The organism is Actinomycetota bacterium, assembly GCA_040754375.1.
Lineage (GTDB): Bacteria > Actinomycetota > Acidimicrobiia > Acidimicrobiales > AC-14 > JBFMCT01.
On sequence record JBFMCT010000011.1, the window covers coordinates 44,390 to 69,551 of the forward strand.

The 25,162-nt window shown below is 73.1% G+C and carries 25 protein-coding genes; 12 read left to right on the forward strand and 13 right to left on the reverse strand.

The annotated features are described in order from the left end of the window. Positions 1-20: 20 nt before the first annotated feature. Positions 21-1,427 carry a proline--tRNA ligase gene (proS, locus tag AB1673_06985; GenBank protein ID MEW6153717.1) on the forward strand — a complete coding sequence of 469 codons (1,407 nt, stop codon included), beginning with the start codon at positions 21-23 and terminating at the stop codon, positions 1,425-1,427. Positions 1,428-1,460: 33 nt separating this feature from the next. Here the strand turns inward: proS and AB1673_06990 are convergent, their stop codons facing one another. The 3 genes from AB1673_06990 to AB1673_07000 form a co-directional block, all read right to left on the reverse strand. Continuing rightward, positions 1,461-4,157, reverse strand: a complete 2,697-nt coding sequence (locus AB1673_06990; protein MEW6153718.1) for a CHAT domain-containing protein — start codon at positions 4,155-4,157, stop codon at positions 1,461-1,463. 169 nt (positions 4,158-4,326) lie between these two features. After that, positions 4,327-4,788, reverse strand: coding sequence for a hypothetical protein (locus AB1673_06995; protein ID MEW6153719.1), 462 nt, complete (start codon positions 4,786-4,788; stop codon positions 4,327-4,329). Then, positions 4,785-5,390, reverse strand: coding sequence for a sigma-70 family RNA polymerase sigma factor (locus AB1673_07000; protein ID MEW6153720.1), 606 nt, complete (start codon positions 5,388-5,390; stop codon positions 4,785-4,787). The genes AB1673_06995 and AB1673_07000 overlap by 4 nt, the downstream gene beginning before the upstream one ends. Before the next feature lie 330 nt (positions 5,391-5,720). Here AB1673_07000 and AB1673_07005 point away from each other — a divergent pair, with 330 nt between their 5' ends. Continuing rightward, positions 5,721-6,335, forward strand: a complete 615-nt coding sequence (locus AB1673_07005; GenBank protein MEW6153721.1) for a DUF5317 family protein — start codon at positions 5,721-5,723, stop codon at positions 6,333-6,335. Here AB1673_07005 and AB1673_07010 read toward each other — a convergent pair. From AB1673_07010 to AB1673_07020, 3 genes are read right to left on the reverse strand one after another with little or no spacing between them, the layout of a single operon-like run. Further along, on the reverse strand, positions 6,271-6,792 hold the full coding sequence (locus tag AB1673_07010) for a hypothetical protein (protein ID MEW6153722.1): 522 nt from the start codon (positions 6,790-6,792) through the stop codon (positions 6,271-6,273). The genes AB1673_07005 and AB1673_07010 overlap by 65 nt on opposite strands. A gap of 51 nt (positions 6,793-6,843) precedes the next feature. Then, entirely contained in the window at positions 6,844-7,764 is a 921-nt protein-coding gene (locus AB1673_07015) for a branched-chain amino acid transaminase (GenBank protein ID MEW6153723.1), read from the reverse strand. A gap of 3 nt (positions 7,765-7,767) precedes the next feature. Next, positions 7,768-8,769 (reverse strand): 3-isopropylmalate dehydrogenase, encoded by a 1,002-nt coding sequence (locus AB1673_07020; protein MEW6153724.1) that lies wholly within the window; start codon positions 8,767-8,769, stop codon positions 7,768-7,770. A 187-nt stretch (positions 8,770-8,956) separates the two neighbouring features. Here AB1673_07020 and greA point away from each other — a divergent pair, with 187 nt between their 5' ends. Continuing rightward, complete coding sequence (gene greA, locus AB1673_07025) at positions 8,957-9,433, forward strand: transcription elongation factor GreA (protein MEW6153725.1); 477 nt, start codon at positions 8,957-8,959, stop codon at positions 9,431-9,433. A 90-nt stretch (positions 9,434-9,523) separates the two neighbouring features. Here the strand turns inward: greA and AB1673_07030 are convergent, their stop codons facing one another. Then, positions 9,524-10,498 carry a galactose oxidase gene (locus tag AB1673_07030; GenBank protein MEW6153726.1) on the reverse strand — a complete coding sequence of 325 codons (975 nt, stop codon included), beginning with the start codon at positions 10,496-10,498 and terminating at the stop codon, positions 9,524-9,526. Positions 10,499-10,625: 127 nt separating this feature from the next. Next, positions 10,626-11,261: an IclR family transcriptional regulator gene (locus AB1673_07035; protein ID MEW6153727.1), complete on the reverse strand. Its 636-nt coding sequence runs from the start codon at positions 11,259-11,261 to the stop codon at positions 10,626-10,628. A 29-nt stretch (positions 11,262-11,290) separates the two neighbouring features. On the opposite strand from AB1673_07035, the gene leuC reads away from it, so the two are divergent. Beyond that, on the forward strand, positions 11,291-12,715 hold the full coding sequence (leuC, locus tag AB1673_07040) for a 3-isopropylmalate dehydratase large subunit (GenBank protein ID MEW6153728.1): 1,425 nt from the start codon (positions 11,291-11,293) through the stop codon (positions 12,713-12,715). Then, positions 12,712-13,308, forward strand: coding sequence for a 3-isopropylmalate dehydratase small subunit (leuD, locus tag AB1673_07045; GenBank protein MEW6153729.1), 597 nt, complete (start codon positions 12,712-12,714; stop codon positions 13,306-13,308). Before leuC ends, leuD begins: the two co-directional genes overlap by 4 nt. Here the strand turns inward: leuD and AB1673_07050 are convergent. Beyond that, entirely contained in the window at positions 13,263-14,933 is a 1,671-nt protein-coding gene (locus AB1673_07050; protein MEW6153730.1) for a DivIVA domain-containing protein, read from the reverse strand. The two genes, leuD and AB1673_07050, sit on opposite strands and share 46 nt — an antisense overlap. A gap of 112 nt (positions 14,934-15,045) precedes the next feature. On the opposite strand from AB1673_07050, the gene AB1673_07055 reads away from it, so the two are divergent. From AB1673_07055 to AB1673_07070, 4 genes are read left to right on the forward strand one after another with little or no spacing between them, the layout of a single operon-like run. Then, entirely contained in the window at positions 15,046-15,564 is a 519-nt protein-coding gene (locus AB1673_07055; GenBank protein ID MEW6153731.1) for a GNAT family N-acetyltransferase, read from the forward strand. Further along, entirely contained in the window at positions 15,546-16,325 is a 780-nt protein-coding gene (locus AB1673_07060; protein MEW6153732.1) for a hypothetical protein, read from the forward strand. Before AB1673_07055 ends, AB1673_07060 begins: the two co-directional genes overlap by 19 nt. A 59-nt stretch (positions 16,326-16,384) precedes the next feature. Next, positions 16,385-16,699, forward strand: coding sequence for an AAA family ATPase (locus AB1673_07065; protein ID MEW6153733.1), 315 nt, complete (start codon positions 16,385-16,387; stop codon positions 16,697-16,699). A gap of 21 nt (positions 16,700-16,720) precedes the next feature. Further along, complete coding sequence (locus AB1673_07070; protein ID MEW6153734.1) at positions 16,721-17,161, forward strand: hypothetical protein; 441 nt, start codon at positions 16,721-16,723, stop codon at positions 17,159-17,161. A 7-nt stretch (positions 17,162-17,168) separates the two neighbouring features. Here AB1673_07070 and AB1673_07075 read toward each other — a convergent pair whose 3' ends face one another. Beyond that, positions 17,169-18,713 carry a 2-isopropylmalate synthase gene (locus AB1673_07075; protein MEW6153735.1) on the reverse strand — a complete coding sequence of 515 codons (1,545 nt, stop codon included), beginning with the start codon at positions 18,711-18,713 and terminating at the stop codon, positions 17,169-17,171. 201 nt (positions 18,714-18,914) lie between these two features. On the opposite strand from AB1673_07075, the gene AB1673_07080 reads away from it, so the two are divergent. Beyond that, entirely contained in the window at positions 18,915-19,424 is a 510-nt protein-coding gene (locus AB1673_07080) for a hypothetical protein (protein MEW6153736.1), read from the forward strand. 25 nt (positions 19,425-19,449) lie between these two features. On the opposite strand, the gene AB1673_07085 is transcribed toward AB1673_07080, so the two are convergent. Genes AB1673_07085 through AB1673_07095 form a run of 3 tightly spaced genes read right to left on the reverse strand, consistent with a single transcriptional unit; the run spans position 19,450 to position 23,395 of the window. Then, on the reverse strand, positions 19,450-20,613 hold the full coding sequence (locus AB1673_07085; protein ID MEW6153737.1) for a SpoIIE family protein phosphatase: 1,164 nt from the start codon (positions 20,611-20,613) through the stop codon (positions 19,450-19,452). Further along, positions 20,610-22,196: a phosphoglycerate dehydrogenase gene (gene serA / locus AB1673_07090; protein ID MEW6153738.1), complete on the reverse strand. Its 1,587-nt coding sequence runs from the start codon at positions 22,194-22,196 to the stop codon at positions 20,610-20,612. The genes AB1673_07085 and serA overlap by 4 nt, the downstream gene beginning before the upstream one ends. Further along, positions 22,196-23,395 carry a pyridoxal phosphate-dependent aminotransferase gene (locus AB1673_07095; protein MEW6153739.1) on the reverse strand — a complete coding sequence of 400 codons (1,200 nt, stop codon included), beginning with the start codon at positions 23,393-23,395 and terminating at the stop codon, positions 22,196-22,198. The genes serA and AB1673_07095 overlap by 1 nt, the downstream gene beginning before the upstream one ends. 23 nt (positions 23,396-23,418) lie before the next feature. On the opposite strand from AB1673_07095, the gene serC reads away from it, so the two are divergent. Together serC and AB1673_07105 are read left to right on the forward strand one after the other, a co-directional pair. After that, positions 23,419-24,543: a phosphoserine transaminase gene (serC, locus tag AB1673_07100; protein ID MEW6153740.1), complete on the forward strand. Its 1,125-nt coding sequence runs from the start codon at positions 23,419-23,421 to the stop codon at positions 24,541-24,543. Positions 24,544-24,628: 85 nt separating this feature from the next. Beyond that, complete coding sequence (locus AB1673_07105) at positions 24,629-25,102, forward strand: hypothetical protein (GenBank protein ID MEW6153741.1); 474 nt, start codon at positions 24,629-24,631, stop codon at positions 25,100-25,102. Positions 25,103-25,162 lie beyond the last annotated feature (60 nt).

A 25,162-nucleotide genomic window follows, 5' to 3' on the forward strand; every position in this document is an offset into this window, starting at 1 on the left:
GACGGTAGCCTCGGGGGCCCATGCCCCAGAGCGTTTTGACCCCCCAGTCCGAGAGCTTCCCCCAGTGGTACCAGGATGTCGTGGCCAAGGCCGAGCTGGCCGACAACGGGCCGGTGCGCGGCACGATGGTCATCCGGCCCTACGGCTACGCCATCTGGGAGCGCATGCAGCGCGAGCTCGACGACCGCATCAAGGCCGCAGGCGCCCGCAACGCCTACTTCCCGCTGTTCATCCCCGAGTCCTACCTGCGCAAGGAGGCCCAGCACGTCGAGGGGTTCAGCCCCGAGCTGGCCGTGGTCACCCACGGGGGGGGCCGGGAGCTGGAGGAGCCCGTCGTGGTCCGGCCCACCAGCGAGACGATCATCAACGTGTTCTTCGCCAAGTGGGTCCAGAGCCACCGCGACCTGCCCCTGCTGATCAACCAGTGGGCCAACGTGGTGCGCTGGGAGCTGCGGCCCCGGGTCTTCCTGCGCACCACCGAGTTCCTGTGGCAGGAGGGCCACACGGCCCACGCCACCCAGGACGACGCCCGCCGCTACGCGGTGCGCATCCTGGGGGAGGTCTACGAGGACTTCGCGGTCAACGTGCTCGGCATCCCCGTGGTCGTGGGCCGCAAGACCGAGCAGGAGCGGTTCGCGGGGGCCGACGCCACGTACACCATCGAGGGCATGATGGGCGACGGCAAGGCCCTGCAGATGGGCACGAGCCACGAGCTGGGGCAGAACTTCTCCCGGGCCTTCGGCATCGACTTCCAGGACGAGAGCGGCCACAGCGAGTTCGCCTGGCAGACCTCGTGGGGGGTCTCCACCCGGCTGGTGGGGGCGCTGATCATGGCCCACGGCGACGACGCCGGCCTGCGCCTACCCCCCCGGCTGGCCCCCGTCCAGGTCGTCGTCCTGCTGGTGCGGGGCGAGGACGGGGCGGGCGAGAAGGCGGCCGCCCTGGCCGCCGAACTGTCGGCCGCCGGCCTGCGGGTCGAGCTCGACGACCGGCTGGGCACCTCGTTCGGGCGGCGGGCCGTCGACTGGGAGCTGAAGGGCGTCCCCGTGCGCGTCGAGGTCGGCCCCCGAGACCTGGCCACCGGCCACGTGACCGTGGTCCGTCGCGACAGCCAGTCCAAGCAGCAGGTCGGCCTCGACGGGCTGGCCGCGCTGGTCTCGTCCACCCTCGGCGAGGTGCAGGCCGCCCTCCACGACCAGGCCCTGGCCCGGCGCCAGGCCGCCACGGCCGACGTGGCCACCGTGGCCGAAGCCGTGGAGGCCTCCCAGAGCGGGTTCGCCCGCCTGCCGTGGGACACCGCCCGGGCCGCCGAAGGCGAGCTCAATGCGGCCGCCGTGTCGGTCCGCTGCCTGCAACGGCCCGACGGGAGCCTGCCCGGTTCGTCGGCCGAGGACGGCTTGGTGGCCACCGTGGCCAAGGCCTACTGAACCAGCCGGCACCGCCCGCCGGCCCACGATGGTTCAGGCGCCGTAGCAGACGAACGACGACGCCGACGCCCTGGCCCTGATGTCGGAGGGATCGGTGAGCGACTGGGCCTGGGCCAGCGCCTCGGCAGGGGCCATGCCCGAGGCCAGCAGCCGGTGGAAGTCGACCATGAGACGGCGGGTCTCGTCGTCGCCGACCAGCAGGACGCTGGCCACCACGGTGGACGTGCCCAGGGCGAACAGGGCCGACGACAGGCCCAGGAGCTCGTTGCCGGGCCGTACGGCGGCCATGCCCGCGTTGCACGACGAGAGGACGACCCGGCGGGGCGCGGCCTCCAACCGCTCCAGCTCGTACACCGTCAGCGGGCCGTCGGCCAGGCGGAGCGACGAGAAGAGCGGGTTGTCGTCGCGGAAGGACCCGTGGGCGATCACGTGGGCCAGCTCGGCGCCGTCGAGGGCCGAGGCCACGGCCCGAGCGGTGGCCCGGGGGCCCGACAGAACAGTGGCGCCTGGGTAGACCCGGTTGAGCTCCTCGATCTCCTCGCCGGCATGGGCCACGTTGGGACCGGCCACGACGACCGTCGTGCCCCCGGTGCGGTACGGGGAGGTGGCCGCCCGCAGCCAGACGGCAGCCGACGGGGCCACGGACACCGGCCGGTCCCGGCAGGACGGCAGCGCCCGCCAGGGCAGCAGGTGGAGGGGGCCGGTCGGCACCACCACCAGGGCGCGGTCGCCGATGACGGCCCGCACCGGCCCGAGCAGGATGTCGTCGAGCTGGGCCGCGCTCCGGGAGAACGCCTGCTCCATGACTGCCCCCGAGCCCCTGGCGCCCCGAGCCGACACCAGCCGGTCGAGGCTGAACCGCAGGGAATCCACCTCCCGGCCGATCAAGGTCACCGGCCCCACGGACCACAGGCGGCAGGCACCGTCGCGGACTGTGACGGCGTGCAGGAGGCCGTCGCCCTCGACGTACTCCACCAGGACGGCCGGGCCCAGAGCGGCCGCCAGCCGGCCGGCCGGCACCAGGCGCGGACCGGGGGCCTGGAAGCCACCCGTTTGCCACGTCGAGCGGCGCACGGCCGTTTCGAGAGCCGCCTTCTCGTGCAGCAGGTCGCCCGGTCCCTCCCCGTCGAACAGCGACTTCTCGACGTTGGCGTTGATGGCCCGCAGCTCGGCCAGTCGGGACGCCAGTTCCACGTCCGCCGGTGGCCGCACGGGGGTCAGTTGCACGGTGGCCGCCCGCCCCCGTTCGGCCCAGGCCAGGACTCGGGTGGCCTCATGCCCGGCCAGAGCGATCCTCACGCCCAGCCCCGCCAGGTCCGACGCCATGGCCCCGGCGTTCACCCGCAGCTCGGTGGCCCCGAGGGTGGCCCGGTAGGCGTCGACAGCCCGCAGCCCGGCCCGCAGGGCGCTCTCGGCGCCCGGCCCGTCACCCTTGCCCCAGCGCAGCAGAGCTTCGGCGTGCCACGCCTGCGCCCGCACCTCGGCGGGAGCCCGGCGCCGGTGGCGGGCCTCCTCCCGCAACTGGCACTCCGCTACCGGGAGATCGCCCCGCTCCAGCGCGGTACGGGCGGCCAGGACCCGAGCGTGCGAGGCCGCTGCCGTCCACCGCGCCCGCCTCAGGTCGGCGGCGATGGACTGGGCGGCCACCATGGTGGCCTCGGTGCAGTCGCTCTTGGCCCATCGCACCCGCAACCAGGCGTACCGGGCCAGGACCTCCCAGGCTGGACGGTTCTGGTGGGCGAAGGCGGCCCGAGCCATCTCGGCCAGCGCTTCCGCCTGGTCGAGGTCGCCCGCCGCGATCTCCACCTCGGCCAGCAACAGGCGGACCTCGGCCAGGTCGGTCTCCATGCCCGCCACCTCGAGCTGGGCCATGGCCTGGCGGCCCACCTGGCGGGCCTCGACGATCAGATGGGCCCGCAACAAGGTCTCGCAGTAGTCGCGCAGCGCCCCGGGGTGGGAGACCCCCTGGCGGGCCAGCGATCGGGACGCGCCCTCGAAGGCCCTCAGTGCGGCCGGGATGTCGCCCTGGCGGGCGGCCACGAAGCCGAGGTTGTGGTCCACCTCGGCCGCCTGGACAGGCTCGCCCAGCTCGCGCCACAAGCGGGCCGCCTGCGTGAGGTCGGTGGTGGCCGCCTCGAACCGCCGGGCGTAGGCGTGCAGCAGCCCTCGGTTGTTGAGCACCCGGGCCTCCCCCGGGCGGTTGCCGTCGCGCCGCATGGCGGCCAGGCCCCGCCGGTAAGCATCGAGGGCATCGTCCGCCCGGCCCAGGCGCTGCAGGACCAGCGCCCGCTGGCACTCGGCCCGGGCCAGGCGCGTGCCCGAGGACGCCGTCTCGACCCGCTCGAGCTCGGCCAATGCCTCCTCGAGGCGGCCCGAGCGGGCCAGGACGAGGGCCAAGTCGATGGTGACGTCGCCCGCCCGAGCGGCCAGATCGGCGGTACTGGCCAGCTCACGCGCCTCCCGTAGCCACCGTTCGGCGGCCACCAGGTCCTGGCCTTCGACCGACGCCCGCCCCACGGCCAGGTGGGCGATCACGGCCGTCTCGGCGTCCCCTTCGAGGGGCGCCCACGGTTCCTCACGCAGGGGGCACACCAGCGACAGAACTGATGCCGGCTCGGTCGCGGCCCGTGACAGGGCCCGTTCGGCCTCCCCGCGCAGACCTGTGCCATGAGGGCCGGGCGGACGCCGGCGGTGGCTGGCTCCACCGGTAGTGCCCGCCTCTTCGCTCACGCCCGGTTCAGGTGGCGAGCTCACCCGTGGCCCGATCCCCGGCCCGGCCGGCGCGGCCTATGGTGCCGGCCGCGCCCCGGGGCTCGGTTCGCCCGAGGAGAGGCGACATCAGTGCGGGGCCCGTACCCGCGGGCGGACGACCGCCAGGCAGGGCATAAGCATTGGGCCGCTACAGGGCTACCCAGTCGGTGACGGCCAGGACCTCGTCGCTGCCGAGCGGGCGGCACCGGAGGCTCACCGGGCCGCGCGGGACGGATTCGGCGAAGAAGCGGCCGTGCGCGTCGACGTCCAACCGGAACGACCCGTCGCGGTGGCGGACCTCGACCGATCCGGGCACGGGCGGCACGAGCTGGCCCACCACCCGGCGGTTCGTGAGGTCGTCCACGACGGCCATCTCGACGGCCACGCTCCCACCCTCGAAGCTCAGGTGACGGGCGCCCTGGGCACTGCGCACGCCGACCTGCTCGTCGAGCACCGAGTCGTAGACCAGCTCGGCCAGCTCGGCGTCGAAGGTGCGCCGCCCGAGGCAGGACCGCAGCGACTGGAGCACGTCATAGGGCACCGGGTCAGCCGCCGTGACGACCCGCACCAGGTTGTCGGGCATCCACTGGTCGTCAGCAGCCAGGTTCACGAGCTCGCCCCTCTCATAGACCCAGCCCGATCTTCCAGGTACCGCTTCAGCACCGGTTCGGCCCGCAGCTTATCCAGGCAGCGCCCCCTCGTCGGCCCGATGCTGCCGATCGGTACCCCGAGGCTCTCGCCGATCTGCTCGTAGCTGAACCCGGGTTCGGTCGTGAGCATCAGCAGGAGGACCCGGCAGTTGTAGGGCAGCGACTGGAACGCCTGCCACAGGGCCTGATCACGCTCCTCGGTGAGCAGGGCCCGGTCCACCTCGCCGCCCTCGGACGGGCGCCGGATGTCGACCATGGGGTCGAAGGGAACGTCACGGCGGGCCCGGCGGGCCAGGCGCAGCGACTCGTTGCGGGCCGTGACCGCCAACCACGCCCCGATGCGCTCGGGGTCACGGAGCTTCACCAGGTGCTCGGCCAGGCGCAGCCACGTCGTCTGCATGACGTCGTCGGCGTCAGCCACCGACAGCCCATGGCTGCGGGCGATGGCCCAGATGAGCCGGGCGTATTTCTCCACCAGCTCGTCCCATGCCGCGGTGTCCCCATCGGCGGCCGCCTTGACGAGGGCCGTGACGGTCACGATGTGGCCCCGTTGGTCGAGCAACTGGCACGTATCAGGGAACGGGCTCCGGTCTCTGATGTCGGACTAGTACAACCGGGCTGGGCCTCAGATGAAGGAACGGAGCACATGCAGCCTCTTCGGAAGATCCGCCGGCGGGCCATTGGTATGGTGACGAGCATCGGTGTGCTCGCGGGTGTGTGGGTGGCAGCGGGAGCCCCCATCTACCAGGGCTTCTGACACTCCGGTAGGCACGGGTAGGCGGGCCGCGGGCGGCGGTAAGACCGGCCGTATCATCGCGGCCACGTCGACTACGACTCCCACCCCAGGTCCCACCCCTGGTCGCATGCCTGGCCGCCCTCCCCCATTCCAGTGATGATAGTCGCGCCGGTACTCCTGGGGGTGGTCATCGGCTGGGCGCGCCGGGGCCGGCTCGGCGGTCTCGGGTCGCTCAGGTTGCGGGCCCCCTTGCTCGTGTTCGCGGCCGTGGGTGCCCAGCTGGCGCTGGGCCGCCTTCCGGCGACGTGGCGCTGGCCGGTCGTGCTCGGCACCTACGCGGCGGTCGGCCTGTGGGTCGGCCTCAACGTGCGGGGACGGTCGGCGGCCGTGAGGGCCGGACTGGGGCTCGTCGCCCTCGGCTGGGCCATGAACCTGGCCGCCATGGCCCCTTATGGGGGCATGCCTGTGTCGGTGTCGGCGCTGAGGGCCGCGGGCTTCGACGCTGACCATGACGTGACCGGCGGTCACCTCTACAAGCATGTAGTGGCCGACGACGGCGACGTCCTCGCTCGGGCCCTCGGCGACTCGGTCCCCGTCCCCCCGTTGCGGGCCGTGATCAGCAGTGGCGACATCGTGCTGGCCGCGGGGATCGCCACCGTGATCGCCGGGGCCATGGGCCGGCGCCCGCCGGTGGGCCACCCGGGCCCTACTGGCCGGCACCCACCAACGAGCGCCAGTCCCCCAGCCGGGCACGCGCCTCGGCCGGGGTGACCCGCAGGGTGCCGGCCGGCACCCGGTCGGCGATGGCCCGCCGCTCCCAGTAGTCGTGGGACGCCCCCCGGAAGGCCTTGGCCCGCCAGTCCACCAGGTCGGGGGGCAGGCTGTCGGGGTCGTCGAGGAAGCCGAACATGCCGAAGGCCAGCTCGAGGTCGTGGTTCACCGGTGCCCGCCCGAACATCGAGGCCCGCCGCAGGGCCACGGCCATCACCCCGTCCACCACGTCGGACCGGTGCTCCCCGGGGGCCAGGCGCAGCCTGTCCTCGAACTGCGACACCAGCACGAGCACGTAACCCTGATCGGGCCCGGGCCGGCCCAGACGCTGACCGGTGGGCTGGCCCCCCACCAGGTCGGCGGGGCGGCTGGCCGTCCACCGCCCGGGGGGCGGCAGGGCCAGCGACGAGCGCGGCTTGTCGGCCGTGGTGGGCGGGACGTAGTCAGGCGCCGACATCGCCTCTTTGTAGCCCCTGGGACGGCCGGGCGCCAGGGCCGCCGACCGGCGTCAGGCCCGGACGAGCTCCAGCCAGTCCTTGTAGCGGTCGACCTCGCCCCGCACGGTGGAGAAGTAGACCTCCTGGATGGCCCGGGTGATGGGGCCGGGGTCGCCGATCTCGCGGTCGTCGACCGACCGGATGGGCACCACCTCGGCCGCCGTCCCGGTGAGGAAGGCCTCCTCGGCGAGATAGAGGTCGGTCCGCAGCAGGTTGGCCTCCACGACCTCGTAGCCCAGGTCCTGGGCGATCGTGACCACCGAGGCCTGGGTGATGCCCTCGAGGGCGCCCGCGGCCGAGGGCGTCTTCACCAGCCTCCCGTTCTTCACGATGAGAAGGTTCTCGCCGGTGCACTCGCTCACGTACCCCTGGGGCGACAGCAGGATGGCCTCGTCGTAGCCCCCCTTGAGGGCCTCGACCTTGGCCATGGACGAGTTCACGTACATACCCGTGCCCTTGGCCGCCACCGGCATGGCGTTGGGGTCGTGGCGGGTCCAGGTGGAGATCTTGGTGCGCACGCCCCGGCGGATGCCCTCCTCGCCCAGGTAGGTACCCCACGGCCACACCGCGATCGACACATTGACGGGGCAGGGCATGGGGTTGAGGCCCATCTCGCCGTAGCCCAAGTAGACGATCGGGCGGATGTAACAGGCGTCGAGCCCGTTGACCCGCACGGTCTCTTTGACGCCCTCGATGATCCGCTCGGGCGTGAACGGGATGTCGATCAGGTAGACCTTGGCGCTGTTGAACAGCCGGTTGACGTGGTCGGTGAGGCGGAACACGGCCGGGCCCTGGCTGGTGGCGTAGGCCCGGATGCCCTCGAACACGCCGCTGCCGTAGTGGAGCGAGTGGGTGAGGATGTGGACGCGGGCCTCCTCCCACGGCACCATCTCCCCGTCCATCCAGATCTTGTCGACGGTCTGGATCGGCATGGCCTAGGGCTCCTTCGTGTTCATGTCTGCGACGCGCTCTGCGAGGGCATCGCCGATCTCGGTGGTGGTGGCGCCGGGCGACGGCAGCGCCTCCGAACAAGCAGCGGCGACCCGGGCGGCTGCGCCCGTCTCACCCAGGAAGTCCAGCATCATCGCCGCCGAACGTACGGCGGCGACGGGGTTGGCCTTGCCCGTGCCCACGATATCGGGGGCCGACCCGTGGACGGGCTCGAACATCGACGGGCCCGTCCGGCGAGGGTTGAGGTTGGCCGACGCCGCCTGGCCGATCCCTCCGGTCACGGCCCCGGCCAAGTCGGTGAGGATGTCGCCGAACAGGTTGTCGGTCACGATCACGTCGTAGCGGGCTGGGTCTTCCACGAGATGGACGCAGGCGGCGTCGACGTGGTTGTAGGCGGTGGTGACCTCGGGGTGCTCGGCCGCCACCTCGTCGAACGTGCGCTGCCACAGGTCCCCGGCGAAGGCCAGCACGTTGGTCTTGTGGACCAGCGTGAGGTGGCGCCGGGGCCGCGACCCGGCCAGCTCGAAGGCGAACCGCATGCACCGCTCGACGCCCATCCGGGTGTTCACCGAGCCCTGGGTGGCCACCTCGTGCGGGGTGCCCCGGCGCAGGACGCCGCCTTCGCCCGCGTAGCTCCCCTCGGTGTTCTCCCGCACGACGGTGAAGTCGAGGCCGCCGCCGTGGAACGGGCGCAGGTTGACGTAGAGGTCGAGCTCGAACCGCAGCCTCAGCAGCAGGCCCCGCTCGATGACGCCGGGCGCTACCTCGGGCGTCCCCACCGCCCCCAGCAGGATGGCATCGAGGCCCCGTAGCTCGTCGAGCACGGCGTCGGGCAGGATGTCCCCGGTGCGCAGGTAGCGGGCCCCGCCCAGGTCGTAGTCCTCCATGACGAGGTCTACTCCAGCGGCGCGCACGACCTTGAGCGCCTCGGCCACGACCTCGGGGCCGATCCCGTCGCCCCCGATGACCCCGATCCTGTGCCCCAACACGTCCTCTCAAATGCGAAACCGCCCACCATCGGTGGACGGTCGTGGACGCACTCGCCCGGCGGGTGCCGGCGGGTGCGCTACGGAATTACGATGGTGCCGAAAGGCCTCACAGCGACCTCCAGTGTCCGTGACCGGCCCCTGCTCCGTCAACCCACTTGCCACCAGATGGGGGAAGCGTTCACCCATGGCCAATCAACAGACCAGCCTTTCCCGCACGGCCTACGACCGGCTGCGCACCGAGCTGACCGACCTCGAGACCCGGGGCCGGGTCGACATCGCCCGCATCATCGAGCGCGCCCGCGAGCTCGGCGACCTGTCCGAGAACGCCGACTACCACGCGGCCAAGGAGGACCAGGGCCGCATGGAGGCCCGCATCCGCCAGCTCCAGTCCATCTTGGACAAGGCCGTAGTCCTCGACGACGAGGCCGCGGCCGACGCCAGCACGGTCGTCCCGGGGGCGGTGGTGACCCTGCGCTACGAGGGTGACGACGAGACTGAGCGCTACCTCATCGGCTCCATCGAGGAGCGCCGCGACGACGTGGGGGTCATCTCCCCGGCATCGCCCCTCGGCCAAGCCCTGCTCGGCAAGTCGACGGGCACCACCGTCGCCTACGAGGCCCCCAGCGGCACCATGCGTGTGGACATCGTCGCCATCGGCTGAGGCCCAACCCCACGAAACCCGCGCGGGAATCGTGGGCGTTTCGCCCACGATTCCCGCGCGGGTTTGCCGGTCGCGGGGGGTCGCGGGGGTTCAGCCGGCCTGGACCTCGTGGGCCGTGCTGACGAACAGGCCGGGCTGGGGGCCGCCACCGATGAAGTGGACGTTGGGGCCCACGCCCACGACGGCCAACCCGTGGCGGGGCTGGGCCAGCGGCGCCAGGCGTTCCCACCGGCCCTGGGCCGGGACCAGGCACTCCACCGAGGCGATCGTGCCCTGGGTCTCCTCACCGCCGGCCACGCACAGCCGGCCGGCGACCTCGGTGGCCGCCGTCCCGCCCCGGGTGTCGGCCAGCATGGGCTCGGCCCGCCAGGCGGCCTCCCCGGGCGCCCATGACTCGACGGTGCGCAGGTTGGAGTCGAAACCGCCCAGGCGGCCGCCGATGGCGTAGGCCCGGCCCCCGAGAGAGGCCATGCCCAGGTGCTCGCGGGCCTGGGCCAGGTCGGGCCCGGGGCGCCACGCCGGTTCCCCCGGGGCCCACGACTCGCTGGTCCCGGTCAGGCCGCCGGTGACTCCCCCGGCCACCACCAGGCGACCACCAGCCACCGCCGTCCCCTGGGCGCCCCGGGGCCTGCTCATGGCCACCTCGGCCCGCCAGGCCCGCTCGCCCGGGCCCAGGCTCCAGACGTCGGCCCGGACCTGCCAGTCCCGCCCCGGTGGGTTGGTGTAACCGCCTACCGCATAGAGCCGCTCGCCCAGCACGGCCAGCCCCAGGTGGTGGAGGGCCACGGGCAGGGCCACGCCCGGCTCCCAGCGGTCGGCCCCGGGCAGGTACAGGTCGACCCGGTCGCTGGCCCCGCCATCGAGGGTGAGCCCCCCGGCGACCACGACCTTGCCGTCCCAGAAGGCTCCGGCCACCTCGGTGCGGGCCAGGGGCAAGGGGGCCAGCTCCCCGACCACGGCCGTCGTCGGGGTGCCCGCCGGCTCGGGGCTACTGGCGCCCGTCCCCGGGCCCGGCGTCTCCGTCGACGACGAGCAGGCCGGCCCGGCCAGGACCACCACGGCCATCGCAGCCGCGGCCCACGCCCGCGGTGACTGTGGCTCGCGTCGGGTGGGGCACAGGGAGGCGACGGGCCTGCCCCATGGCCATCGGCCACCCGAGCCGGCCCGCACCAACAGCGACCGAGGACGGCGCTCAACCACGGGCCAGGGCCTCCGAGATGGCACCCGCAGCCTCCACCACCGCGGCCCCGTAGCGCGCCCCGGGCCGGCGGGTGGTGCGTTCGAGGGGGCCGGAGACGGACACGGCGGCCACGGTGCGGCCCTGGGCGTCGGTGACCGGCGCGCTGACCGAAGCCACACCCCGCTGGCGTTCCTCGACGCTCTCGGCCCAACCGGGATGACCGGGCCGGCGAGGACCGGCGGCGAGGGCCCGGCCGGCCGAACCGCGGTCCAACGGTAACGAGGCGCCCACCTCCACGATGGTACGGAGCCCGTGGGGAGATTCAAGGGCGGCCACGCACACCCGGTGCTCGCCGCGGCGGACGTAGAGCTGCACGCTCTCCCCGGTGGCCTCCCGGAGGCGCTCCATGGCCGGCCGGGCCAGGGCGGCCAGTCCGGCGGTGGCCAGCCGAGGCCCGAGGCAGAAGCGGCCCCCGCCGTCCCGGCCCACGAACCCGTGGACCTCGAGGGCCTGGGCCAGGCGGTGGGCCGTGGGGCGGCTCAGGCCGGTGGCGTTCACCAGTTCGGCGAGGGACATGGGCCCGCCGTCGAGGGCGTCGAGCACCCAAACGGCCTTGTCGAGCACGCCCACACCGCTTACAGTTCTCACATGGCAAGACTAGCGTCTCGGATAATGAGATGACCCCTACCCCGCCCCGGACCTTGAGCGAGAAGGTTTGGGACCGCCACGTGGTGAGGTCGGCCCCGGGCGAGCCCGACCTGCTCTACGTCGACCTCCACCTCGTCCACGAGGTCACCTCACCCCAGGCCTTCGACGGGCTGCGTCTGGCCGGGCGGACGGTGCGCCGCCCCGACCTGACGGTGGCCACCATGGACCACAACGTGCCCACCACCACGGGCGCGGGCGGCCTGGTCGGCCCGGTCACCGACCCTGTCTCGGCTCGCCAGATCGAGGCCCTGGCCCGCAACTGCGAGGAGTTCGGGGTCCGCCTCTACCCCATGGGCCACTCCCGCCAGGGCATCGTCCACGTCATCGGCCCCGACCTGGGCCTGACCCAGCCGGGCATGACCATCGTGTGCGGCGACAGCCACACGTCGACCCACGGGGCCTTCGGGGCGCTGGCCTTCGGCATCGGCACCAGCGAGGTCGAGCACGTGCTCGCCACCCAGACCCTGCCCCAGCCCCGGCCCGCGACCATGGCGGTCGACCTCGAGGGCGACCTGCCCGCCGGGGTCACGGCCAAGGACGTCGTGTTGGCCATCATCGGGCGGATCGGCACCGGAGGCGGCATCGGCCACGTCATCGAGTACCGGGGGGCGGCCATCCGCGCCCTGTCGATGGAAGGACGGATGACGATCTGCAACATGTCGATCGAGGGCGGCGCCCGGGCCGGCATGGTCGAGCCCGACGACACCACCTTCGCCTACCTCGAGGGCCGCCCCCACGCGCCCCGGGGGGCGGCCTGGGAGCGGGCCCTCGACGACTGGCGGTCCCTGGCCACCGACGCCGGCGCCCGCTTCGACCGCCAGGTCACGATCGACGCCACCACCCTGAGCCCGCACGTGTCATGGGGCACCAACCCGGCCCAGGTCGTGCCCATCGATGCCACCGTGCCCGACCCCGACGCCCTCGCCGACCCGGCCGAGGCCGAGTCGGCCCGGCGGGCCCTGGCCTACATGGGCCTGACGGCCGGCACCCCCGTTCGCGACATAGCCGTCGACACGGTGTTCATCGGCTCGTGCACCAACTCCCGCCTCGAAGACCTGCGGGCCGCGGCGGCCGTGGTCGCAGGGCGCAAGGTCCGCCCGGGGTTGCGGGCCATGGTGGTGCCCGGTTCGATGCAGGTGCGGGCCGACGCCGAGGCCGAAGGCCTGGACCGGGTGTTCTCCGACGCCGGGTTCGAGTGGCGGGCGGCCGGCTGTTCGATGTGCCTGGGCATGAACCCTGACGTCCTCCAACCCGGCGAGCGCTGCGCCTCGACGTCCAACCGCAACTTCGAAGGCCGCCAGGGCCGGGGAGGCCGGACCCACCTGGTCTCGCCCGCGGTGGCCGCGGCCACCGCCGTGGCCGGCCGTTTCGCCACCCCCGAGGAGCTGGCATGAAACCCGTCCGCACGATCACCGGGACGGCCCTGCCGCTGGACCGGTCCGACGTCGACACCGACCAGATCATCCCCAGCAAGTGGCTCAAGCGGGTCGAGCGCACGGGGTTCGGCGAAGGCCTGTTCTCGCAGTGGCGGGCCGACCCCGACTTCGTCCTCAACCAGCCTCAGTGGCGGGGGGCCAAGGTGCTGGTGGCCGGGCCCAACTTCGGGACGGGTTCGTCGCGCGAGCACGCCGTGTGGGCCCTGACCGACTACGGGTTCGAGGCCGTCGTATCGCCCCGCTTCGCCGACATCTTCCGCTCCAACGCCACCAAGGCGGGCCTGCTCCCCGTACAGGTCGACGGCCAGACCGGCCGCCGACTGCTGGACGCGGTGACGGCCGACCCCGCCCTGGTCGTCACGATCGACGTGGAGGCCCGGACGCTCTCCGCCGCCGCCGCGGGGATCGACACGACGTTCCCCCTCGACGACTTCACCCGCGGGCGGCTGCTCGAAGGCCTCGACGACATCGGGACCACCCTGCGCCACGCCGACGCCATCGCCGCCTACGAGTCGGCAAGGCCGCCCTGGTTGCCCGTCACCGCCGGCTGAGCCTCGCCCCCGCCTCCTGCGTCGGCCCCGGTCCCACCACCCCCGCCGTCGCCGCCGGGCCCGGGTACCGCGGGCCCGGGAGGCTCGGGCGCGGCGGCGGGCGCCAGCCGGCCGACGCCGGGCCCTTCCCGGGGTGCCCGGGCCTGCGGGCCCCGGCCCGACGAAGGCCGAGCGGGGCCTGAAACCACCTCGCGGCGGGCGGTGGCGAACACCTCCCGGGCGGCCTCGAGGTCGTGGGAGGCCTCCAACCGCAGCGACGCGGCCTCCTCGCGGGCACGTTGCAGTTCGGCCTCGGCGTCGCGCCCCGCCCGGTCGCGCGCTTCGGTGGCCGCGGCCAGCGCCCGGCGGGCGGTGTCGCGCAGGTCGTTGGCCTCCCGCTCGGCGGCCGCCCGCAGCTCGCGGGCCTCGTCGAGCTCGCGCTGGGCCCCCTCCCGGAGACGGGAGGCCTCGGCCGCGGCCGCCTCCCGCAGGCTGGCCGCGGTGTCCAGCTCCCCCCGGGCGGCCGTCCGCCACTGCGAGAGCTCGGCTTCGGCCGCCGCCTGGAGGTCGGCCAGGGCGAGCAGCTCCTGCTGGGCCGCCTCCTGGGAGCGGGCCAGCACGCGGGCCGCCTGGGAACGTAGGTCGCGCGCCGCCTCGAGGTTCTGGCGGAAGGCCTCGCTGGTCTTGGCCCCCTCGCGCTCGGCCATGGCCAACATCTCGGCCGCCTCCCGCTCGGCTTGGGCCCTGGTGTCGAGCGTCGAGGCCAGCATCCGCTGGGCCGCCTCGCGGGTCTTGACCCCCTCACCTTCGAGAAGGGCCCGTTGGCGCCGGGCCAGGTCGAGCTCGGCGGCCGCCACCTCCCTCGCCCGGGCGGTGTCCCGCTCCGTCTCCTGCCAGGCCTGCTCGACGGCTCGGGCCATGCGCTCGACCTCCGATCGGGCCGACTCCAGTTCACCTTGGGCCGACTCCAGCACGGTCCGGGCCTCGGCCTCCGCCCTCGACCTGGTGGCCCGCGCCGCCGCCAGCTCGACCTGGGCCTGGCGGCGGTCCCGTTCGGCGCTGTCGGTGGCCGCGGCCTGCGCGGCCGCGTCGCTGGCGGCCTGCTGGCGGGCATCAGACGCGGCCGCCAGCTCGTTCGAGGCCTGACGGCGCACGTCGTCGGCCGCCGCCTGAGCGTCGGCCAGCAGATGACCGCAGTCGCGTTCGGCGGCCCGGCGCAGCTCCTGGGCGGCGTCGGAGCCCTGCTCGGCCATCCGCTGTAGATCGGCCGCCGAGCGCCTCGCCTGCTCGAGCAGGTCGGCCGCCTCCAGGCGGGCGGCCGCCCTCATCTCCGCGGCCTGGCTCTCGGCCTCAGCCCGGAGCCTGGCCGCCGTCCGCTCGGCCAAGGCCTCGGCCTCGTCGGCCCGCTGCGCGGCCCGGCGAGCCTCTTCCAGCAACTCCTGGGCACGCCGCTCGGCCGTCGCCGTGGCCTCGCTCGTCTCAGGCCCGGCGGCACCGTCCCCTCCTGCCTGCCCACCGGTCCCGGGCGTAGCGCTCCCATGCAGTGGGGTGGCCGCCACCTCCCGTAGGAAGGCGTCGACCTCGGCTTGGTCGTAACCCTGGGGCGACACCGAGAACCGCCGCTGTTCGATCTCCTCCGGTGACATCACGCCGCACCTCCTCACCTCCAGAGTAGATGCCGCTGGAACGGGCCCTCCAGGGACCGTCCCGTCTACGCAACGTGCGCCACGTCTCGGCACAGCCGCTACCGTCCGGTCGTTGCCCAGCAACCAACCCACCGCCTTCGACGTGCGTACCGTCCCGGTGACCGCCACTCGCCCCTTGCGCTTGTCGGTCCTACGCCCGGGCCGCCCGGCGGGCGAAGCCGAGTACCCGGGTGACGACGACCCGTCGACGGTCCACTTCGGCGCGTTCGTGGTCGGCGAGGAGGAGGCCGCGGCGGCCATCGCGTCCCTCTACCGCGAAGCCCGACCCGGCGGTCCCTGGCCGGCCTGGCGACTGCGGGGCATGGCTACCGACGCCCGCTGGCGGGGCCTGGGCCTGGGGCGGGCACTGGTCGAGGCGTGCGCCAGCCACGTCAGCCACCGTGGGGGCGGGGAGCTGTGGTGCAATGCCCGGGTGGCGGCCACCGGCTTCTACGCCCGTGCCGGCTTCGGGGCGGTGAGCGCCGAGTTCGACGTACCCGGGATCGGTCCCCACGTCGTGATGGTCCGCCGGGTGGAGGCCGTTAACGACCGAGGCGGCAGTAGCCTGCGGCCATGGACGACCGGGAGCTGATCGAGTCCTTCGTCGACAACTCGTCGCAGCGGGGGTTCGGCGAGACCCTCCACATCGAAGGCGACGTGATCATCTTCGACGGCTACTGGCACGCCTGCCTGCGGGTCGGGCCCAACACCTTCGTGGTCCGGGCCGAGGAGACCCCGGTGGAGTCGGACATCCTGGCCCAGATGGCCGCCGTGCTGGCTGACCGAGGCCTGGCCCACGTGGCCACCGACCTGCCCGGCATCACCGTGCTCACCATGAACAAAGCCAGCTTGGGCTTCGTTTCGTGGAACGTGTGGGCCGCCGACCTGGAGACGGGCCAGTCCGAGCTGGCCCGGGCCGTCACCGAGGACAGCTTCTTCGAGAACGCCGAGTACTACAACCCCACGGCCGAGACCGATTACACGGCCGAGCTGCACGGGGCCCGCCGTCTGGCCGGGCTGCCGACCTCGGTCATCCTCAGCGTGGGCGTGGCCCAGGACGAGCTCGACGGCCTGGAGGCCGCCCTGGGTGACTGCGTCGTCGTACCGAAGCGGTTCGGCGAGATCGAACCCGACGCCTGCGGTTCGCTCGTGCCCACGCTCATCCTGGTGGAGGCGAGTGAGCAGGTCGGCCGGGAGTTCGTGATGGGCCTGCGAGCGGCGTCGTGCTCCCGGGTCCTGCCCGTGGTGGCCGTGACGCCCGGGGCCGTGCCCCCGCTGGGGGCCGACGCGGCCGTCGGCGCGGGCGACGACCCCGCCAACTGGGCACCGCCCATCCGCAAACTGCTCCCGTGACCGCGGCCGGGCGGGGCCGGGCCGGGCGGGACGCCCCCCTAGGCCCGTAGAATGAAGCCATGCGGGTCGGGATATCGGGCAAGGGCGGCGTAGGGAAGACGACCATCTCCGCCGTGCTGTCGCGCACGCTGGGGCGCCGGGGCCGGCGGGTCATAGCCATCGACTGCGACTCCGACCCCAACCTGGCGGCCAATGTCGGCTTGGGCGAGGAGATGGTGGGCATGCTGCGCCCCTTCCTCGACCAGTCGGGTGAGGTCCGCTTCGTCCCCCGCAACCTGTCGCCCTCGACCCTGCTCGGCGAGTACGGCTACCACGGGCCCGACAACGTGACGCTCATGCTGGCCGCCCGGGCCGAGAAGGCGGGCTCCGGCTGAACGTGGAGCTCCCACGTCACCGTGCGTGACTTCATCCAGCAGATAGAGGACGAGATCCCCGGCACGGTCGTGGTGTGCGACATGGAGGCCGGCCTCGAGCACCTGTCCATCGGCACGCTGGCCCACATCGACATGCTGCTGGTAGTCGTCCAGCCCACGCTCAAGACGATGATGACGGCCGACCGCACCCACAAGCTGGCCCTCGAGCTGGGGATCCCCGAGATCGCCTTCCTGGGCAACCGCATCCGCCGGCCGAGCGACGTGGACCAACTGGAGGCCTTCGCCCGCGACCACGGTGGCCCGCTGCTGGTGGCCATGCCCGAGGACGACGAGGTCCGCCATGCCGACGCGGCCAACATGTGCATCCTCGACGCCGCCCCCGAGTCGACCACCGTCAAAGGCGTGGCCACCATCGCCGACTGGCTCGAGGGCCGTTTCCCGGTCCCCAACCTGTCGCGCTGACGTCAAGCTACGGGCCGACCTCGGTGCGGCGGGGTTCGGCCCGGTCGCGGACGCGCAGGACCTTGTTCACGGCGTTGAGGTAGGCCCGGGCCGAGGCCTCGACCACGTCGGTGGACACGCCCCGGCCCGACACCTTCACGCCGCCCGCCTCGACCTGGATGATCACGTCGCCCAGGGCGTCCACCCCGCCGGTGACCGAGGACACGTTGAAGTCGGTGAGCCGGCCTTCGACACCGGTGGCGGCCGCGATGGCCTTGCAGGCGGCGTCGATCATGCCGTCGCCGTCGGCCGATGCCTCGCGCACCCGACCGTCCCGCATCACCGCCACCTTGGCCCGGGGTGTGCCCACCGTCCCGCCGCTGACCTCCAGTGACTCGAAGGAGAAGCCGTGCTCCACGCTCGTGCCCATCTCCTCGGCCACGATGGCCTCCAGGTCGGCGTCGGTGATGGACACCTTGCGGTCGGCCAGCTCCTTGAACCGGGCGAAAGCGGCGTTGAGCGTCTCGTCGGGCACGGTCAGGCCCAGCTTGTCGAGCGAGTCCTTGAAGGCGTGGCGCCCCGAGTGCTTGCCCAGCACGATCTGGCTGCCGACCTGGCCCACGGTGCCGGCGTCGATGATCTCGTAGGTCGAGCGCTCGGCCAGCACGCCGTGCTGGTGGATACCCGACTCGTGGGTGAAGGCGTTGCGGCCCACGACCGCCTTGTTGTACTGGACGGGGTAGCCCGTCAGGCGGCTGACCATGCGGCTGGTGCGGGCCAGCTCTTCGGTGCGTACGCCCACCTCGATGCCCGGGAACTGGTCGGGGCGGATCTTGACGGCCATGACCACCTCCTCCAGGGCGGCGTTGCCGGCCCGCTCGCCGATGCCGTTCACGCACACCTCGACCTGGCGGGCGCCGGCCTGCACCCCGGCCAGCGAGTTGGCCGTGGCCAGGCCCAGGTCGTTGTGGCAGTGGGTGGACGTGACGTAGTCGCCTTTGACCTCGCGGCGGATGTACTGGATGAGCGCCCCGAAGTCCCACGGGATCCCGTAGCCCACGGTGTCGGGAATGTTCAGCGTGGTGGCCCCGGCGTCGACGGCCGCCTGCAGCACCTCGAGCATGAAGTCGAGGGGGGTGCGGGTGGCGTCCTGGGGGCTGAACTCCACGTCGTCGGTGTGCTCTCGAGCCCGCGCCACCCCGCTGCGGGTGGCCTCGACCACCTGGGCCGGGGTCATGCGCAGCATGTGCTCCATGTGGTTGGGGCTGGTCGAGATGAACACGTGGATGCGGCCCCGGGCCGCGTCCCGCAGGGCCTCCCAGCAACGGTCTACGTCGCCCCTCTGCGTACGCGACAGGCCGGCGATGACCGGGCCGTGGACCTTGCGGGCGATGGCCTGGACGGCTTCGAAGTCCCCCTGGCTGGCGATCGGGAACCCGGCCTCGATCACGTCGACGTTGAGGCGGGCCAGCTGCTCGGCGATCTCCAGCTTCTCGGCCGCGTCGAGGGAGATGCCGGGCGACTGCTCGCCGTCGCGCAGCGTCGTATCGAAGATGATCAGCCGATCGCTCATCGTGGTTCAGCCTCCAGCACGTTCGGGTTGGGTCGTGGGGGAAAAGAAAAAACCTCCCGGCCCGCAGGCACGAGAGGTTCTGGCGAGCACCCGGAGGGGGTACTCGCCGCTACGTAAGGAGCAGGCCCGAGAAGAAGGGTGCACTCATCCGGCTTCCATGGTGACAGTCGCGCCTGATGCCGTCAAGTAGGGTCGACCGGCGTGACCCGTCGAACCGTCCGTGTCGTGGCCGTCCTCGGCGCCCTCGGCGGCATCGGGGCCGCGATAGCCAAGATCCTCCAGGGCCGGCGTTCGGGCCAGGCCCACATGCCCAGCGGTGACCCCCTCCTGCCCAAGCGGTCCGAGACGCCGCTGGTCGAGCCCAAGATGTTCAAGGACCTCAACCTGCGGCCCGCCGGCGAAGCGGACGAGGACGAGCCCCGGGACACGCCCCCCCAAGGCCCCCGGGTGGTCGGCCCCCAGGCCCCCTCGGCGGCCGCCCGCCCCGCGCCCCAGCCCTCCTCGCCGGCCGAGCCGCCATCTGCCCCGGCCCACGCCTGGGTCGAGCCCGACGGCGCCGCCTGCCCGGCCACCCACCCGGTGAAGGCCAAACTGGCCAGCGGCATCTTCCACCTGCCGGGCATGACGGCCTACGAGCGCACCACTGCCGACCGCTGCTACCGGGACGAGGCCGCAGCCGAGGCCGACGGCCTGCGCAAGGCCAAGCGGTAGCGACGCTCCCCAGACCCGGCCGGCCTCAGCCCCGCCAGTCGAGGCACACGGCGGTGGCGTCGTCGCGCAGGTCCGATGCCCGGTGGTCGACGACCGCCCGGGTGATGAGGCGGACGACCTCGGCCGGGGGGAGCGAAGCCGTGGCCTGGGCCAGGTCGACGAGGCGCTCTTCCCCGAACTGGTCCAGGCTGTCGGGCGCGGCCTCCAGCACGCCGTCGCTGACCACCAGGAGGCGGTCGCCGGGCGCCAATTGCCAGCGCTGCACCTGGTAGGCGGCGTCGCGGAACATGCCCAAGGGGAAGTCGGCATCGAGGTTCATCTCGCTCGCCTGCCCGCCCCGCAAGCAGTAGGCGTGGGGGTGGCCGGCGTTGACGACGTCCACCGCCCCTGTCGCCAGGTCGAGGCAGGCCACCAGGCCGCTGACGAACTGCTCCTCCTCGAACTGGGACGACACCGCGGCATTGGCGGCCTGGGCCTGGTCACCGACGCCGTGGCCCGACCGGCGGGCGTTGCGGAGGGCGTTCACGGCCAAGCTCCCGACGACCGCGGCCCGCAGGCCGTGGCCCATGGCGTCGGTCACCGACACGGTGACCGTCCCGACGTCGACGCAGTAGTCGAAGTTGTCGCCCCCGAACTCGTAGGCGGGCTCCAGCATCCCGGCCAAGGCCACGTCGTCGCTCTCGTAGGCCAGGGCCGGCAGCAGGCCCCATTGGATCTCGGCCGCCAGCTCGAGGGGGCGATAACGGCGGGCCCGCTCGAAGAAGTCGGTGTAGGGGCGGCAGGCGGCGATGACGTAGGCCACCGTGGTCGCCACCCGGCCAACGCGGTCGAGGTCGTGGGCCGAGGGAGGCCGGGCCAGCAGGACATCGAGCACCCCCAGGCGGTCGGCCCGGACCGACACCGGGACGTAGACCCGGTGACCTTCCTGGTCGGGAAAGGCCATGGGCTGCTGGCGGCGGAACACGGTCCCGGCCGGGCTGTCGTCGACGGCCAGCGACTCGCTCGAGCGGGCCGGCCGGCCCTCGTCGATCCGCTCGAGGGTGCGCTCGCCGTAGTCGGCCAGGAGCAGGCTCACGGCCTGGGCCGGGAACATGGCCTTGACGTGCCCGGTCAGCACGGCCAGAGCCGCGAACGGCGGAGCCGAGTCGAGCGCCGCCAGCAGCTCCGCTATGTCCTCCCCGGCGGTCACCCCGGGTCTTGGCTGAGGCGGTCGACCCGCACGATGCCGGGCTCGGACCGCAGCCCTTCGAGGACCTGGTCGGGCACGGGCTGGTCGGTCGACAGGACCATGAGGGCGGCCTCCCCCGAGGGTGAACGGCCCACGTCCATGTCCGAGATGTTGACCCCGGTCCGGCCCAGGAGCGTCCCCACCACGCCGATCATGCCGGGCCGGTCGTCGTTACGGACCACCAGCATGTGGCGGGCCGGTGGGATGTCGACGGTGTGGTCGTCGACCATGACCAGGCGGGCCTCGTTGCCCAGCCCGAACAGGGTGCCGGCGATGGAGTGGTCAGGGCCCCGAACGGTGATCAGGTTCACGTAGTCCTCGGTCTCCGACGACTTCGACTCGTCGAGGGCGATGCCCGCCTCGGCGGCCAGCTTGGGGGCGTTCACGTATGACACGCTCTCGCTGGCCTGGCCCGTGAGGAGGCCCTTGAGGACGGCCAGGGTCAGGATGCGGGTGTCGTAGTCGGCCAGCTCACCCTGGTAGCCGACCTGGAGGGGCCCGGCCGCCAGGCGCCCGCTGTCGCGGTGCAGGGCCGTGAAGATGCGGCCCAGGCGCTCGGCCAGGGCCAGGTAGGGCTTGACCGCGTCGGCCGCCTCGGCGGCGTCGACGTTGACCGCGTAGGGGACGAAATCCCCGGCCAGGGCCAGAACGACCTGGTCGGCGATGGCCTCCCCGGCCTTGTCCTGGGCCTCGTGGGTGCTGGCGCCCAGGTGGGGGGTGACGACCACGCGCTCGAGGCCGAACAGGGGCGAGTCGGTGGTGGGCTCGGTGGCGAACACGTCGATGGCCGCCCCGCCCACCCGCCCGGCGGCGATGGCCTCAGCCAGGGCGTGCTCGTCGATGATGCCGCCCCTGGCGGTGTTGACGATGCGCAGGCTGGGTTTGGCCTTGGCCAGCAGGTCGGCCCCGATCAGCCCCACGCTGTCGGGCGTCTTGAGCAGGTGGACAGAGAGGAAGTCGACCTGGCGCACGAGCTCGTCGAGCTCCAAGAGCTCTATGCCCAGCTTGCGGGGCCGCTCGGGCGAGATCCACGGGTCCCAGGCCACCACCCGCAGGCCGAAGGCGGTGGCCCGCTGGGCCACCAAGGTGCCCACCCGGCCCAGGCCCAGCAGGCCCAGGGTCTTGCCGTAGAGCTCGATGCCTGTCCACTTCGATCGGGCCCACTTGCCGGCCTTGAGCGACTCGCTGGCCTGGGGGACGTTGCGGGCCAGCGCCAGGAGCAGCGCCATCGTGTGCTCGGCGTTGGACACGACGTTGGACAGCGGGGCGTTGGCCACCATCACGCCCCGGCCGGTGGCGGCGGCCACGTCGACGTTGTCGATGCCTACGCCCGCCCGGCCCACGATCACCAGGTCGCGCCCCGCCTCCAGCACCTCGGGGGTCACCTTCGTCTCCGAACGGACGACCAGGGCATGGGCGCCGGGCACGACCTCGAGCAGCTCGGCGGGCGACAGGCCGAGGCGCACGTCGACCTCGTGGCCGGCGTCGCGCATCTTGGCCAGGCCCCGCTCGGCCAGCTCCTCGGTCACCAGGACCCGGCCCATCAGGCGTCCGCCAGGAGCTTGGCCACCCGGCCCAGGCCCTCTTCGAGCTGCTGGTCGCCCAGGGCGTAGGACAAGCGGACGAACCCCGGGGCGCCGAAGGCCTCCCCGGGGACGATGGCCACCTTGGCCCGCTCCAGCACCGCCCCGGCCAGCTCCAGGGTGCTGTTCCCGAGGCCGCCCCCGAGCGCCCCGGCGAACGACGGGAAGGCGTAGAACGCCCCTTGGGGCTCCTGGCAGGCCACGCCCGGCATAGCCGAGAGCAGGTCGTACATCCGCTGCCGCCGCCGGTCGAAGGCCTCCCGCATGGTGACCACGCAGTCCATGGGCCCGGTGACGGCCGCCAGCGCGGCCCGCTGGGAGACGTTGGCCACGTTGGAGGTGGCGTGGGACTGGAGGTTGGTGGCGGCCGCGATCACGTCGGGCGGGCCGATCATCCAGCCCACCCGCCAACCCGTCATGGCGAAGGTCTTGGCCACCCCGTTGATAACCACCGCCCGTTCGGCCAGCTCGGGCACGACGGCCGGCATCGAGGTGAACTCGGCCCCGCCGTAGACCAAGTGCTCGTAGATCTCGTCGGTGACCACCCACAGCCCCTTGGCCGCAGCCCACCGGCCCAGCTCCTCGACCGCCGCCCGGGGGTACACCGCGCCGGTGGGGTTGGACGGCGACACGAACAGCAGCACCTTGGTGCGCTCCGTGCAGGCCGCCTCCAGGGCCTCCACCGTCACCTGGAAGCCCGAGTGCTCGTCGGTGGCCACGGGTACGGGTACGCCCCCGGCCAGGCGGATGGCCTCGGGGTAGGTGACCCAGTAGGGCGCCGGCATCAGCACCTCGTCCCCCGGGTCGAGCAGGGCCGCGAAGGTGTTGTACACGGCCTGCTTGGCCCCGTTGGTCACGAGCACCTGGCCGGCCTTGACCGGATAACCCGAGTCGCGCACCGTCTTGTCGGCCACCGCCTCACGCAGCTCGGGCAGCCCTGGGGTGGCCGTGTACTTGTGGTTGCGGGGGTCGCGGCAGGCGGCCGCGGCGGCCTCCACGATGTGGCCGGGGGTCGGGAAGTCGGGCTCGCCGGCCCCGAAGCCGATGACGTCCTCGCCCGCGGCCTTCAGGGCCTTGGCCTTGGCGTCGACGGCCAGTGTGGCCGACTCCTCGATTGAACCGACCCGGCGGGATACGCGGGCAGACTGGTTGGGAGACATCCGCCTGATCGTAGGAGACTGAGATCCCCCCCATTCCCGACATCCGCCTGCCCGCCGACCTGCGCCCCGCCGACGGGCGCTTCGGGAGCGGGCCGTCCAAGGTCCGGGCCGAGGCCCTGGAGGCCCTCGTGGCCTCAGCCCCGACTTACCTCGGCACCAGCCACCGCCAAGAGGGCGTCCGCTCGGTGGTGCGGCGCCTGCGCTCGGGCCTGGCCGAGCTGTTCTCCCTGCCCGACGGCTACGAGGTAGTGCTGGGCAACGGCGGAGCCGCCTTCTTCTGGGATATCGCCTCGTTCTGGCTGATCGAGCGCCGCAGCCAGCACCTGGTCTTCGGCCAGTTCTCGTCCACGTTCTCCAAGGTGGTGGCCGCCGCTCCCCACCTGGAGGCTCCCGAGGTCGTCGAGGCGCCCTACGGCACCCGGCCCGAGGTCCGGCCCTCGGCCGACGTCGACCTCTACGCCCTGTGCCACAACGAGACCTCCACCGGAGTGGCCATGGACATCACCCGACCGGCCGGGGCCGCCGGGCTGGTGGCGGTGGACGCCACCTCGGCGGCCGGGGGCATGACCGTGGGCCCCGCCCAGTTCGACGCCTACTACTTCGCGCCCCAGAAGTGCTTCGCCTCCGACGGAGGGCTGTGGGTCGCCCTGCTCTCGCCCGCCGCCCTGGAGCGGGTGGCCGCCATCGAGGCCGCGGGCCGCTGGTCCCCGGCCGCCCTCAGCCTGCCGGTGGCCGTCGAGCAGGCCCGCCTCGACCAGACCTACAACACCCCGGCCCTGGCCACCCTGTTCCTGTTCGCCGACCAACTGGAATGGATGCTGGCCAACGGCGGGCTGGCGTGGGCCGCGGGCCGGTCGGCCACGTCCACCGGGCTGCTATATGCGTGGGCCGAGAAGTGCGACTACGCCTCTCCCTTCGTGGCCCGGCCCGAAGACCGCAGCCCGGTGGTCGCCACCATCGACATCGACGGTTCGGTCGACGCCGGGGTGGTCAGCGCCGTACTGCGGGCCAACGGCATCGTCGACACCGACTCCTACCGGGGCCTCAAGCGCAACCAGCTACGCATCGCCTGCTACCCGGCCGTCGACCCCGCCGACGTCGAGGTGTTGACCGGGGCCATCGACCATGTGGTTTCCCGGCTCTCCTAACACTTCCCTCACACCGGGCTCAAGCGGCCCTCAACTCGACCTCCCAGTATGTGGGCATCCCCCAGAGACAGGAGCGTCGAGCAAGGTGAAACGTCTGATCGCAGCACTACTGGTGGCGGGCACGGTGACGGCCGGAGCGGGCGTCGCCTGGGCGCACACCGGCGAGCGGGCCGAGAGGCGGGCCGCGGGCCGAACGTGCCTCGCCGAGGCGCGCCACGCCAATCCCGATGCCGACCGGGCCACGATCGCGGCCGCGGCCCGCGCCTGCATGCAGGAGCAGGGCTTCGAGCTGGGCCGCAACCTCACCGACGAGCAGAAGGCCCAGGCCCGCGAGTGCCTGAGCGACGCCCGGGAGGCCCACGAGGGCGCAGGGCGCCCGGCCGTACGGGCCGCCGCCCGCCAGTGCATGGAGGCGGCCGGCATCGTCAGCCCCCTCGCACCGGAGCAGCAGGAACGGCGGGCCGCCCTGCGGGCCTGCACGGAACAGGCTCGGGCCGACCACGAAGGTGACCGGGCAGCCGGCCGCCAGGCCGTCCGGGAGTGCATGGCCAATCGCTGAGCCTCACCGTCCTCGTGCCGCCGCCGCCCCCGCTCGGGGGCGGCGGCGCGTGCGGCCCAG